15 protein-coding genes are annotated in these 13,119 nt (G+C 43.5%); 12 read left to right on the forward strand and 3 right to left on the reverse strand.

What is annotated here, in order from left to right; genetic code table 11:
• Window positions 1-103 precede the first annotated feature (103 nt).
• Window positions 104-697 carry a hypothetical protein gene (locus tag AM231_RS00480; RefSeq protein WP_054400829.1) on the reverse strand — a complete coding sequence of 198 codons (594 nt, stop codon included), beginning with the start codon at window positions 695-697 and terminating at the stop codon, window positions 104-106.
• 285 nt (window positions 698-982) lie between these two features.
• Here AM231_RS00480 and AM231_RS00485 point away from each other — a divergent pair, with 285 nt between their 5' ends.
• From AM231_RS00485 to rlmD, 4 genes are all read left to right on the forward strand, one after another.
• Window positions 983-1,273, forward strand: a complete 291-nt coding sequence (locus AM231_RS00485) for a YerC/YecD family TrpR-related protein (protein WP_053489879.1) — start codon at window positions 983-985, stop codon at window positions 1,271-1,273.
• 3 nt (window positions 1,274-1,276) lie between these two features.
• Window positions 1,277-2,041, forward strand: coding sequence for a sirohydrochlorin chelatase (locus tag AM231_RS00490; protein ID WP_054400830.1), 765 nt, complete (start codon window positions 1,277-1,279; stop codon window positions 2,039-2,041).
• 18 nt (window positions 2,042-2,059) lie between these two features.
• A complete protein-coding gene (locus tag AM231_RS00495) occupies window positions 2,060-2,941 on the forward strand; it encodes a diacylglycerol kinase (protein ID WP_054400831.1) in 882 nt (293 codons plus the stop codon).
• A gap of 440 nt (window positions 2,942-3,381) precedes the next feature.
• Entirely contained in the window at window positions 3,382-4,887 is a 1,506-nt protein-coding gene (gene rlmD / locus AM231_RS00500) for a 23S rRNA (uracil(1939)-C(5))-methyltransferase RlmD (RefSeq protein ID WP_054400832.1), read from the forward strand.
• Between the two features lie 410 nt (window positions 4,888-5,297).
• Here rlmD and AM231_RS00505 read toward each other — a convergent pair whose 3' ends face one another.
• Window positions 5,298-6,044 carry a MerR family transcriptional regulator gene (locus AM231_RS00505; protein ID WP_054400833.1) on the reverse strand — a complete coding sequence of 249 codons (747 nt, stop codon included), beginning with the start codon at window positions 6,042-6,044 and terminating at the stop codon, window positions 5,298-5,300.
• An 86-nt stretch (window positions 6,045-6,130) separates the two neighbouring features.
• On the opposite strand from AM231_RS00505, the gene AM231_RS00510 reads away from it, so the two are divergent.
• The 8 genes from AM231_RS00510 to AM231_RS00550 all read left to right on the forward strand — a co-directional run bounded on the left by AM231_RS00510 (window position 6,131) and on the right by AM231_RS00550 (window position 12,017).
• Window positions 6,131-6,835, forward strand: a complete 705-nt coding sequence (locus AM231_RS00510) for a CPBP family intramembrane glutamic endopeptidase (protein WP_053489874.1) — start codon at window positions 6,131-6,133, stop codon at window positions 6,833-6,835.
• Window positions 6,836-8,152: 1,317 nt separating this feature from the next.
• Complete coding sequence (locus AM231_RS00520) at window positions 8,153-8,839, forward strand: hypothetical protein (RefSeq protein WP_053489872.1); 687 nt, start codon at window positions 8,153-8,155, stop codon at window positions 8,837-8,839.
• A gap of 141 nt (window positions 8,840-8,980) precedes the next feature.
• Entirely contained in the window at window positions 8,981-9,268 is a 288-nt protein-coding gene (locus AM231_RS30395) for a carbohydrate-binding protein (protein WP_423212912.1), read from the forward strand.
• 208 nt (window positions 9,269-9,476) lie between these two features.
• Complete coding sequence (locus AM231_RS28930) at window positions 9,477-10,286, forward strand: DUF6273 domain-containing protein (protein ID WP_054400834.1); 810 nt, start codon at window positions 9,477-9,479, stop codon at window positions 10,284-10,286.
• A 251-nt stretch (window positions 10,287-10,537) separates the two neighbouring features.
• Window positions 10,538-10,741, forward strand: a complete 204-nt coding sequence (locus AM231_RS29375) for a hypothetical protein (RefSeq protein WP_131724701.1) — start codon at window positions 10,538-10,540, stop codon at window positions 10,739-10,741.
• A 46-nt stretch (window positions 10,742-10,787) separates the two neighbouring features.
• Window positions 10,788-11,021, forward strand: coding sequence for a hypothetical protein (locus tag AM231_RS00540; RefSeq protein WP_054400835.1), 234 nt, complete (start codon window positions 10,788-10,790; stop codon window positions 11,019-11,021).
• Between the two features lie 17 nt (window positions 11,022-11,038).
• Window positions 11,039-11,311 carry a hypothetical protein gene (locus tag AM231_RS00545; RefSeq protein ID WP_131724702.1) on the forward strand — a complete coding sequence of 91 codons (273 nt, stop codon included), beginning with the start codon at window positions 11,039-11,041 and terminating at the stop codon, window positions 11,309-11,311.
• Between the two features lie 250 nt (window positions 11,312-11,561).
• Window positions 11,562-12,017, forward strand: a complete 456-nt coding sequence (locus AM231_RS00550; protein WP_053489866.1) for a hypothetical protein — start codon at window positions 11,562-11,564, stop codon at window positions 12,015-12,017.
• Between the two features lie 54 nt (window positions 12,018-12,071).
• Here the strand turns inward: AM231_RS00550 and AM231_RS00555 are convergent, their stop codons facing one another.
• A complete protein-coding gene (locus AM231_RS00555; protein WP_053489865.1) occupies window positions 12,072-13,010 on the reverse strand; it encodes a helix-turn-helix transcriptional regulator in 939 nt (312 codons plus the stop codon).
• Window positions 13,011-13,119: the final 109 nt, after the last annotated feature.

Genomic DNA, 13,119 nt, shown 5'->3' on the forward strand with positions numbered 1-13,119 from the left:
ACCAATGCATATGGTGTGTATCAACTCAGCTGCGTTCAGGCATCAGGGCAGGCTGACAGAGTCGCCAGCAATTTTCGTGAGTTCGAGCGCATTTCATCATAGTCTAGCGGCGGCGCCTATTCTTGGAGGAGCCAGAGGTCCTGCGCGAGCCGGACCGGCGTCTGCTTCCAGAGGAGCGGCGCTTTCTCGGCTTATATTCGTAGCCGTCGTCAAGGTCAGTATGGTTGGCTGAGGAACCGCTGCCGCCTTTCTTCTTGCCCAGTGCACCTGCCAGCACGGAGAACATGGGGGCAAGCTGCTGGAAGCCCTGCACCACTTTTTGCACCTTGCCGATGTTGTTGACGATACCGTCAATGCCTCCCATTCGGTCGATGAGGCCCTTGATGTCGTTCATATTGCTGACTCCAAGCCCGCCGAGAAGCTTGCTTAATCCGCCCCCGCCGCCGCCCCCTCCGAGGAGACTTGCAAGGCCTCCGCCCCCGCCGGAATTTGTGGATGGAGCTAGAGCTGAAGCCGAGGCCTCCATTTCGGGAGCAGTGTCGGTATAAGGATACAATGCGGTTTCACCAACTTCGGGATAATCGCTGTATGGAGCAATGCCAGGGTATGGCGATGGCGTCTGCGGCGGTGATTCATATTCACTAAGTGAGCGAGTGGAAACGGGTCGGCGATGATAGTAGTGCGATTGACGAGTCATAATATCACTTTCCTTTTTGAGTTAAGATACTATACTGTATGATACGGGCGGGCGATAGGTTTAGGCGAATACCCCGATTTTCGGGATAGGAGCGGAATCGGGCGATGGCCCAGAAGACTTGAAGCGTCTTTTGCCGGTGCGAGATGAGCTGGAATGTGACGAAGGACCTAGGGGAATGGTCGTCCTGTAGCGCGTGAAATCGTTAATGCTTGAAAATACTATATCCGCTCGGGTACAATGAGAGTGCAAGTGTTATACACAGTAACAATAGGGGATGATCATCCAGTGCAATTAAAGAAGCTAAATGATAAAAGCATCGATCAATTATTCGAAGCGATACTTACTCTGGGCAGCGTGGAAGAATGCTATGTATTCTTCGATGATCTCTGCACCGTGAACGAAATCCAGTCCTTGTCGCAGCGGCTAGAAGTAGCGCGTATGCTTGGCAAGGGATGCACATACAACCAGATTGAAGCCGAAACGGGAGCAAGCACGGCAACCATCTCGCGTGTGAAGCGCTGCCTGAATTACGGCAATGACGGTTATAAAATGACGCTGGAGCGCCTGGGACGTTAGGTTATGATGAAGCCAGGTGTGCTGGTCATTAGCCATGGTTCACGTGAACGGAAATGGGTATCGCTGGTGGACGAAGCTGTAAAGCAGATGGCATCATACTTAGATATACCGGTCGTATCTTCATACCTGGAATTGGTAGAGGGCCGTCTGATTCAGGACGGCATATCGGCCTTGGAAGACCAGGGTGTCACCGACATTGTGGTCATTCCGTTATTTGTTTCGTCCGGCAGCACGCATGTCGATGAAATCGCTTATGCTATAGGAGCAAAGGCAGCGCCGGACATGGATACGGACCTGGCACCATTCAGGGTCCGTTCCCGGGTTCATTTTGGTACACCGATCGATGATGACCCCGAGATTGCATGTATGGTGTGGGATAAGGTAAGAGAGTTGTCGGTTAACCCGGAGAAGGAAGTTATTCTCCTCGTTGGGCATGGCAGCAGACATGATCTGTTTCGCCGCCGCTGGGAAAAGGGTATTAACTCATTGGCACGGAGAGTTAGCGAGGTAAGCGGTACAAGCGCGGATTATGCCTTACTCAGTCCCGGCGATGTGCGGGACAAAGTAACAGCATGGATGGAGCGCGGCTGCGAAGTAATTGTGGCTCCGCTTTTTTTGAGTGAGGGATATTTTACGGAGAAGGTAATCCCTGACCGACTCGAGGGACTGGAGTGCCGTTATTCAGGCCGAACCCTGCTTCCACATCCGCTGCTGCCGCAGTGGATGGAGTCACAGGCGAAGCTTCTTCTTAAATCCTTGAAAACATAAGTAGGTGGCGTATCGTTCATGAGAAATGCAAGGTTAATCTATAACCCGACCTCCGGCCGGGAGGAAATGAAGCGTCGGCTTGCTGATATATTGAACCGTCTGGACAGTGCTGGCATTGAGACTTCCTGTCATGCCACAACCGGAGAAGGGGATGCGACCCGGGAAGCGGCAGATGCCGTTGAACGCGGGTATGATCTTGTCATCGCCGCCGGTGGCGACGGTACGCTCAATGAGGTCATTAACGGAATGGCTGGCAAGGATAATCTTCCGCCACTGGGTATTTTTCCGCTGGGAACAACGAATGATTTTGCGCGCGCACTCGGCATCTCGAGAAATTGGGAGGAGTACTGCGATCAGGTGATTCGAGGCGAGACGCGTCCGATTGACGTTGGTAAAGCGAATGACCGTTACTTCATTAATATTGCGGGCGGAGGCACGCTGACCGAGCTCACTTATGAGGTGCCCAGCAAGCTGAAGACGATGATTGGGCAGTTGGCGTATTACCTGAAGGGGATTGAGAAAATGGTCAGTCTCACGCCGCAGGAGCTTATTATCAACGCCAGCGGTCATCAGGCAATTCATGATGAATTCATGGTGTTCCTCATTGCCAATAGCAACTCGGTCGGCGGTTTCGACAAAATCGCGCCGGGCGCGAGCATTGATGACGGCTTGTTCGATGTCATTGCTTTGCGCAAATGCAATCTTGCGGAGTTCGTTCGCGTTGCGACGCTTGCTCTTCGAGGCGAGCATATCAATGACAAGAAGATCGTGCATTTCCGCACCGACTATATGGAGGTTGTCTCTCCGGGACAGGTTCAGCTGAACCTGGACGGTGAGTTCGGCGGCGTCCTGCCGGGTACATTTAGTGTGCTTCCGCATCATATCCGGATTTTTGGCTGAGTTAAGGCCTTGGGTAATGGATAGCAGCGGCAGTGCCCGAAATTCAGTGGTGGGCGGTCGATTTGTGCTAAATATCTTTCTCAGACCGACCCTATGGGTCGGATAGGCAGGCGAACCGTGTGATGAGTTATGGAGAAAAGTGGAATTATTCAACATTCCCCGGTTCGGCTCTTGTCTATTGTAAGGAAATGAATGGATTTACAAGCTGGATGGATTGAATAAGATACAGGGCTCCCGTATAATGATGGACGTGAGCTTTGTACGATAAGCTCCCCGAAGGGAGCTTTTTGTTGTTTAGGTTATAAGTTGTTTGAGATTAATGCGGCAAGTGAAGAAAGCTAACGGAAGCGCTATTCGGCTCGATTATGGATGGAGCTCCGATGGGGAATATAGAGTAGTAGTAAGCGACAAGTTGAACGGAAAGAAGTGAACAGCACATCATGAAGAAGAACCGCAAAGGAAGCGGCCCGCATCGCGGCAGCAAGCCGGCCAGTTCGGCAGCCTTATTAGATCTGCCGGTGGCGAAGAATGACGAGGTTGTCATCGATATTATCGGTATGACCCATGACGGGGAAGGAGTAGGCCGGGCCGAAGGCTACACCTTGTTCGTTCCCGGAGCCCTGCCGGGTGAGAAGGTCCGGGTGAGGGTGCTTAAGACCAAGAAGCAGTACGGTTATGCCAAGCTGATGGAGCTTGTTCAGGCCAGCTCAGACCGGATGGCTGCGCCTTGTCCAATCTATGATCAATGCGGCGGCTGCCAGCTGCAGCATATGAGTTATGCCGGGCAGCTTGCGTGGAAGCGCCAGCTGGTCGTGGACAATCTGGAGCGAATCGGGAAGCTGCAGGTGGTGCGAGAGGATACAAGTGCTGGAGAGACGTGTGTGGGCGATGGACAAGATGCTGGCCATTCAGACAAAGAAGGAATTTTGGTTCGTCCAACACTCGGCATGAGCGAGCCTTGGCGTTACCGCAACAAGTCCCAGGTGCCTATTGGCGTGACGGAAGGCGGCCTTGTAGGCGGCTTCTACGCCCGCGGCAGCCATCGGATCGTGGACATGGAGACTTGTCTCATTCAGCACGAGCAGAATGACGAAGTTGTCAGCCGTGTCAAAGCTATCGGACGTAAGCTGGGCATCACCGCTTACAACGAAGAGACAGGTCAAGGCTTGCTCCGCCATGTGGTGGTTAAGATTGGTTTTGCGACCAAGGAAATGATGATTGTGCTCGTAACGAACGGCGAACGGATTCCACGCCTGAACGAATGGATCTCAGCTATCCGTGAGGAACTCCCGGCTGTCGTCAGCATCTGTCAGAACGTGAACACACGTAAAACCAATGTGATCTTTGGGGATGTAACCCGCGTCCTGTGGGGGCGTGAGGTCATTCATGACTATATCGGCGAAGTGAAGTTCGCAATTTCGGCTCGTTCCTTCTACCAAGTCAACCCAGCTCAGACCGAAGTGCTGTACGGGAAGACGGTGGAGTATGCCGGACTGACTGGTAACGAGACAGTGATTGATGCCTATTGCGGCATCGGGACGATATCCTTGTTCTTGGCCCAACATGCCAAGAAGGTGTATGGGGTCGAGATCGTGAAGGAAGCGATCGAAGATGCCCGCGCGAATGCAGAGCTGAATGGCATGACCCACGTGGAGTTCGAGGTTGGCGCGTCCGAAGATGTTATTCCACGCTGGAAAGAGCAGGGCATTGAGGCGGATGTTATCGTGGTCGATCCGCCGCGCAAGGGCTGCGATCCGCGCCTCTTGGAAACGATCCTTGAAATGAAGCCGGAGCGCGTGGTATACGTGAGTTGTAATCCGTCAACACTGGCAAGAGATTTACGGGTGCTGGAGGATGGCGGGTATCGCACGGTGGAAGTAACGCCGGTGGATATGTTTCCACATACGGTGCATGTTGAATGCTGTGTGTCGCTCGTGAGAACATAGTGATTTAGAGCCACATTAACCTAATGTTTTTCTGTAAAGTTCAAGCAGTCACTTGCTTGGGCTTTTTTTTATAAGTACCCGAGTTCATGGAAGATACTTGAAACTGTAGGCACTAGAAATGCCATTGTTGTTTGCTCTTTTCATTCCAGGATTTCGCAGAAGCCGGTTTGCTGATACCGTATTTCTTGGTTGCAGTCTTAACACCAATTTTCCCACTCTCGACTTCACCATAGATAACGAGTTTCTCTGACGCACCATATTTTTTATTATTCCACCTGTCTACCGTAAGGGGAGCATATCAATTATCGGCAGCATTTTCTGTTACATCCACATAGTTTGCTGAGGATATATGCAACAATGATCATTGGTGGATGAAGGAATCACTCAGATCTATAGTGTTAAGAAACCAATCATTCATTTTCTTTATTCAGCAATTGCTCTGCATAGATAATACAACGTTCTGCAAATTCCAGTGATTGATCTGTTACAGGATACAGTCCAGTTGTCTCTGACGGCATTTTTCTTACTTCCCAAAACTTATTCATTAACTCTTCATTTCCATCAAATGTATCATTGGAAACTGCAATCAACTCACAACCAATCTGATAGCCAGCTTCAGATTCAGGTAATATGCTATGCTGCTGACACCATTCAATTCTCCGTAATAGTGAAATATATTGTTGGGTGATTCGGTCGCTTTTACTAAGACTAGGAAGCACTTGTTCTAAAAAATCCTTCTCGTCATCTTCAAAATATTCAATCCATTTTTTCGAATTATGTTTGGCTGTCTGTACTAAATGTGAAATTCGTTTCCACGATAATTCTCCCTCAAGATCAAACATGTTGATGAGCGAGGTCGTATTGGAGATGCTAGTTTGGAGCGAAGAAAGTTGTTCTTGAAGATGATTATAGTGAGCTTTTAGTATTTCTCGGTAGGATAGCTTATCCAATAAATTCTGAATCTCTTCGAGTGGAAGCATGAGAGATTTTAGAAGTGTGATCTTTTCCAAAGTAAACAAGTTTTCTTCGGAATAGCAACGGCGTCCGCTTTCGTCCTTAAAGCTAGGTGTAAGGAGCCCAATTTGATCATAATAGCGAAGTGTTCTTACAGAAACATTGCTTTGTTTGGATACTTGTCCTGTTGTCCAATGACTCATGATATTCCTCCAAAAAAAATGCTTGCAGGTGACGTAGCGTCACCCATTATATTTGAATTATATCACAGAGACAAAGGGGTAAGGGAATGACTGATCACTTAACGCATTGGAAACAAAGGGATAATTGGACATGGAAAGAGTTTGTAGCTTTGCTGTTGCTAGAGTTTGTATTTGTTATCGGATTTATTAAATTTGTAGTAAAACCCGTATATGCGCAATGGCTTGGAGATGAGCTGTATTCAGGAACATTGACAGGGCTTACAATAGCAATAGTATTAATGCTGGGAGTGTATTTCATAGGGCTACGTCCTAAAAAGCTTTCTTGGAGTGAAGTGGGTTTAAGATCCTTTCCTGCGAAGGATTGGTGGCGAATTCTGTTATGGACGTTCTTGCTGATTATAGGCAGCACCATCGTAATGATCCTTACCAGCTATATCGGCAATACATTTGAAAATTCTAAGACGGAATCAATTCAGCAGAATGTTACGGTCTTCAGTGTATTCATTGCGTTTGCATCAGCAGTGATCATCTCGCCTATATACGAAGAGATATTCTATCGCGGTTTTATCTATCGCTGGCTGCGAACCCGATTAGGCATTGGTTGGGCAATGTTTTTGAGTGCGAGTCTCTTTACGATAGTCCATATTCCTACCTATAACGCGATGCCTGCGAATTTTCTTGGGGGGATCATATTTGCATGGGCGTATGAACGAACAAATTCTGTTTGGCCTGCAGTATGGGTACATGGCTTAACAAATGGACTATTTTTATTATTGACTCTGGTAATGTAACGGGAGAAAGAAAAAGAGTTACCTAATTCGTAAACAAGCACTTCGAGGCAATGACGACAAATGAGACGGGACTCATCACATGGCTAGTAGAGTTTAGGATTAGAAGAGATGAATTATAAGTGGGGCTGCCATTTGGTAGCCCTTTTTGCTCGGTTTTGTATTTACCATTTACTATATCTATATGATTGAAAGGCATTAGAAGAAAATTTGGCTTTCCTCACAAACGGCACAAAACTGAGCTAGTATATGGTTATGGTGAGTGACGTTTTATATATTCCGAAATGGACAATGGTTTGAGGACGCGAGGTTATGTACGGGGAACCGCATCACAAATAGTGGTAAAGCGCAGAGTTAAATTGAAAATTAGTAAAAATGGGATAACCCCCACAATATATGGGGGCGCCAGTTGATACTGCATTAAATTAAAATATCGGATTGCGGCAAATACCACGGTAATAATCGACCCAACCGTTCGCTTGAAACAGTTCCTTCAATTCATTAACTTGCAATTTATGGTGAGCAGACCAAACAGCCGTTCATGTCCCATCCCATCTTGTAATCGACCTCAATACCGGCATCAACGCACCGTTGGTATTTCTCCATCGAAATTGCCTCCACAGAGTTTTTATAGTTGATAATGTCGCTCTCAAGCCAAATCGGTCCACAACTTAGTTCTTGAATCGGTTCAGGCAGTGAAAGCATTGTTTTTGGTAAGCCTCCTGGTTTTCGAAAACGAACCAACGTCGATTTGTTCCACCCGAGGACTTCGGCAGCTTCGGCAATTCCACATAAGCTCAATTCATTATATATGGTTAAGCTGGTTAAATAGGTTATTCCAAGCGGGAAGAAGCAGCATCCGAATGTCTTTGATTGGAATGATGCTTTGTAATAGGTATTTTAATTATGTGATGTAAAGAATTTAGATGAAGTTTCGTTAAGTACTTAGGTGAATACAGCCACATCATCTTAATTTATTCTACCGTCAGCACTCAACACATGTGGAGTGTTGCTCCCTGTTAGTGCGGAAGGACAATTAAATCGGAGATGTATTGGCGGAAATTAAAAAGAGGGGCGCCTGCCCCTCTTTTTGTTTTGCTTAAGCAACTAGCTAATTATACGGCTCAGTGATTGTGTTTGAGTGAAACAACAATTACTCCCGTTTAGAATTGCGTTCATTATACAATTAAATATGTTACAATATTCCTTTCATTATTCGCGTTAAGCTAACGGGCGAAGGATTGTTGAAGAATATCAAGTGGAAATATCAACTTTGTCAGATGTAAGAATGTGTTTCTAAATCCAGGAGGATGGTTATTTATGAGCGTATTTTTAGAATCTAATAGAATACGTACTAATATTAATGTAGGAAAAAAGAAAATAGCATATTCGGTTTTATTTTCATTCGTTTTTGGATTTACATTGGGTTTGATTGCTAAGATACTCGATTCACCTATAATTCCTAACGAAATTTCAATTTTGGGAGTCATCGGAAGTAACTGGGGGATATGGATTTTCGTTTCTACTTTGATAGCTGTATATTCATACACGCCTAAATTAGCCGCAACACGTGTTTTTATTTTCCTAATTTCAATGCTATTTTCGTATTACGTATACACAATATTTTTTCTTGGACTTTTACCAATAAAATATATTATTTTTTGGTGCATCCTTGCATTACTATCAACAATTCCAGCCTATATAATGTGGTTTTCTCATGCTAATCACTTAATTTCCAGCATTATTACAGCATTACCAATTTCCGTAATTGCATTTGAAGGATATAAAATCTATCTTTCTACGGTAAACTATTATGAAAAATTCATGCAATACGAAAATGTTCTTATAAGTAAGGGGAACTATTTTTATATGCTTGGCACTGAAATATTATATGCTTTATTGATAATTATTATTTTGTTTCTTGTTCCTAAAAGAAAAAAGCAATGTTTATATATTATTCCGTTTTCAGTAGTCGTGTTTTCTGCTTTAGTGGCAATAATACTCTAATTATTAGAATCCTAAAGTAAACTAATCTTCAAGAAAAGGGCGCGATTGTGGAATACGCTTCCCTTTTCTTCTTCAACTGACGGGACACGATAGTTCAGAATTGACCGCCTAAATATAGGGCGGTTTTTCTTTTGGTCAGAAATAAAATATTCAAAAGGAGATATAGTATCCTACATGGGTCAGAATTACCAGTGTATACAAGCCCATACTTCACAACAAGATTGGAATCCGGAGCTTACTCGGTCCCTCTGGCAATTAATATCCTCGCCAACTTTGCCAGATGGAGCGAAGGTTTGGACACCGTGGATATCTTATAAGTTGGATGATATTGTTTTCTATAATGGGGTTAAATACGTTTGCATCCAACCCCATGTTGCTCAGCCAGGATGGGAACCCGAAAGATTGCCGAGTTTGTGGACGACAAAATAATATAGCCTGTACTCGGTTTAAGTAAGTGGGTCAAAGGGGAATGGAGAAACGAAATAAAGGGAGATATCAATCGCCTCCGACCAATTTCGTTAATAACCGTAGGAATGCTCGCTAAATTTACTTCACCCCGAACGATTTGAAATCGCTCGGGGCGTTTTATTGATATGGTGCTATAAGCGATTCTCAAATAGGAGTAGGAGTATTAACCATGATATGTAATAGGAACTTTCGGTTTATTTTAGCGTTTTGTTTCCTTTGTATTATTGGTTTTGGAGCTTTCGGCGCTTTTCCAGTCTTGAAATCTGGCATATTTCTATTCTCAGCGGATAAGAAAGAGAAACTGCGAGATTTGGCATACGATGTTAATCCTAAAAAAGGGTACACGGTGTATCTCAAGGAAGACAATATGTATGTGCCATACCTCGTTGTTACTTCCAATTATGGCGGTAAAGTACTGTTGTTGAGGCAAGAACTATTAGAAAACAGGATGCCGTTTAAGAAGAACGAAAGACATATGTGGGCAAGTTATGAAAACGGAGGATATTACGAAGATAGCTCCATAGATCAATACTTGAACGACGAGTTTATTAACAGATTCAGTCGGACGGTGCAAGATACGATTGTTAACAGCAAAATTATAATTACGAGTAAAAATAGTTTAGGTGATGCTAGAGAAGAAACAATAGAAATCTCACGTAAAGTATTCTTGTTGTCATTGAAGGAGTTGGATGGTCCAAAATCTTATGTAAGCGTTCCTGAGGGGGATACACTAAAGTTTTTTTCTGACAATTATAAGCGCCGAATTGCTTATTTTCCTAACGGGGAAGAAAGCCCCTACTGGACACGCACTCCTAGTACTTGGGAAACTTACACTGTGTTCACAATAGGTAGGGCGTTAGGAACAGCGACTGCGGATATCGACACTGGAGTTCGCCCAGCTTTCTGTCTGGAAGAGTCTGTTGCTATTAAGAAAAGCTCAGATATAATCAGCGGTCAAACCGTTTATGTTATCGAATGATGTGTCGTCGAAATGTATGAAATGAAGATATCGTTTAATAGCGTTATCAATAAATAGTAAGGTTAAGGAGGATTAAGAAGTTGAAGCGTTTAACAATTGTTCTACTTACGGTCTGCCTTTATTCACTACTACGATGTACCAATAGTTAACGGCCAAGAGTTTTTTTGCCATTGTGCCTGCGTATAATCCGTCCGATTTAATAGATACAACTGAGACGGCATCAGATACTGCTTACCGTCTTACAATGGAAGGTGAAGAGATTGCTGCAAGCGTTGAATTGTCTGGTGAAGAGGGCTACATCTGCCTACTTTGCAATAAACGCTACAGCGAATGATGAGTCGCTTGGATTAGTACAAGGTTCGGGTACAAGGCAGCTAGGTACATTCGCCCAGGTTGAAGCAATGCCGTATCCCGATAGTAAGTTCTTGGGTCCTGGTTTATGGACGATAAAATAATATAAGCCATTCTCGGTTTAAGTAAGTAGCTTAAGGGGGGGCAGATATGAAGGTCTTCAGAAGGTCTACTATTTTTGCAATTGTTTTCTCTGTCCTGTTCATCGTTACCTTGAAGGTTCCTTGTGATTACTATACTTATAAGAGTAATGTGACGAAAAAGATCCAAACTTCACTGGAGAAATACATCCAAGTTGCTTGCAACAAAACGGTCGAAGTCAGTAAACTGTCGTATCCGAGTAGATATTTCATGTTGGATACGGTAAAATGGAGGGCCGAATAAAGGGAGATATCGACGAGGTGGTCGAAGGAATTATAACTGCCGATTCAGTCTATTTTGAAGATCACTTATGCAGTACTAAGAAATATCAAACGTTTTTTTTAGATGCCGAGAGCAATCAATTTGTTAAAGATATTCCGGTGTATAGTGATAGTTATCAATCGCCTCCGATCGATTTGGATAAAGAGGTTCTAATGAAAGTAGGATATTCTGCCTTCCTGATGCTTGGTGTTTTAATTTATGTGATTTTGTGGATTCTTGATTTCGTTAATAACCGTAGGAAAGCTCGCTGAAATTCACTTCACCCCGAACGATTCGAAATCGCTCGGGGTGTTTCTGTGCATAAAAGCGTATCGACAGAAGTATCTGTCGGAGACAGGGGGCGACATATACCAGGCCTTAACATAAAGTGAATCCTGCCGCGTCGTCAAAAAGGCCTCGTAAGAGGGAGAAGAGGGAGAAGAGGGTGAAGGTGGAGACAGTAGAGCCCTAGTCTGAAACAAACTTGATACTAGCTTCGTCAGACACAATAGGAGGGATTAAATGGTGAACAAATTAACAATTACCCTAATTTCTATACTCATGGTTCTATTATTTGCAGCCTGCGGATCGCAAGATTCTGAGATAAACAAAGAAGTGATAGAGACTAGTAAAGCAAGCGACAACGAGGAAGTAAAAAAGATATATAGTAAGGACCAAATCGAAGATCTGAAAAGAAATTCGATTCAAAATTTCATTAAGGAAAATCCGAATTACCAAAAAGAAGATATAGAAAGTAAATGGGTAGTAGTCTTGGGTTCTGAACTTAATAATAAGAAGAGCCTGCTTCTTACAGTAAAAGATCAGGAGAGTAATGATCTTTTGGTTCTGGGTAATGGAATTGAAGATTTGTCAAAAATAGAAATTGGACAAAGCCTTATTATAGTAACCACAAAACTATGGAAACAGTCAAACCCGCCAAGAAATGATGTTTTGGAAATTATACACTTATCGTTTTGAGTCACATATCTTGTGAACTTGCACATCACAATAAGACCCCAAACATGGCGGTTTTTATAGCTTTCGATAGTGATTTGAAAGATTCTCTATTCGATCTTGGATCATTTGTTTTAATGATTCAGGTTCCACTGACATAACATAATGACCATATCTCATAAAATAGTCGGCTATAAATTCTGCTTCTCCTGGATTATAGAACCCCTTAATAACAGTCTTATCGCCACTTTCCATTCTCATCGAAGGATAATGTTCTTTATAAAAAATATCCTTTGCCTGTTCTAAAATCTCGACTTCAAAGTCAATACTAATCTCAGAACGGTACATTTCTAATGAGCGACTCACGAGTTCATCTAAGGAAAAGTGAGAACCGATATTCTCTTCTTTCATAAAGATTATTCTGTCGCATCTGAAAACTCTATGTTTATTGGAATTTAACTCTATTCCAGTTGCATACCATTGACCAAACTTGGCGGAAATTTTGAAAAATTGAACATGGTAACTTTTTTCCTGATTATTTTTTGCGTATTGAATCCTACAGGTGCTCTCATTGAGAATGCTTTTTAGAATTTGATCTAAAAAACGACTCACATGATGATGCTGATACATTTCAAATTGCAGGACTCTTCTCATGTTGTGAATTTGCTTGATTTGTTCTTTAGAAAGACAGTTTTCAAATTTCTCATTTAGTTGATTGACACTTAGATGAAATGGCGTGGATTGATAAGCTTCTAACGTCAACATGGCAAAATACAGAGCGAATACTTCATCCATCGTAAAAATAATAGGAGATAATAATCTGTTTTTTAAAATGCCATATCGTCCATGTCTGCCTTGTTCCGAAAAAATGGGCATACCCAATTGCTCTAATGAGTTAATATCGCGCAAGGCTGTGCTTTTTGAAATATGGTATTGATTCATTAAGTCACTTAAATTAAAGAACTCCCGGCCATTTAAATATCTGATCATGTCATTTAATCTTTCTGATTTCTTCACCGTAAATCCCCTTATAATGGTGTCAAAAGTTGCTACCTTTATATTCTATAATAAGCTTAAGGTATACATCAAATTGCCTAACGTTATGATCCAAAAGGAGACTGGTGCT

Origin of the sequence: Paenibacillus solani, assembly GCF_001277345.1 — a bacterium.
Lineage (GTDB): Bacteria > Bacillota > Bacilli > Paenibacillales > Paenibacillaceae > Paenibacillus_AQ > Paenibacillus_AQ solani.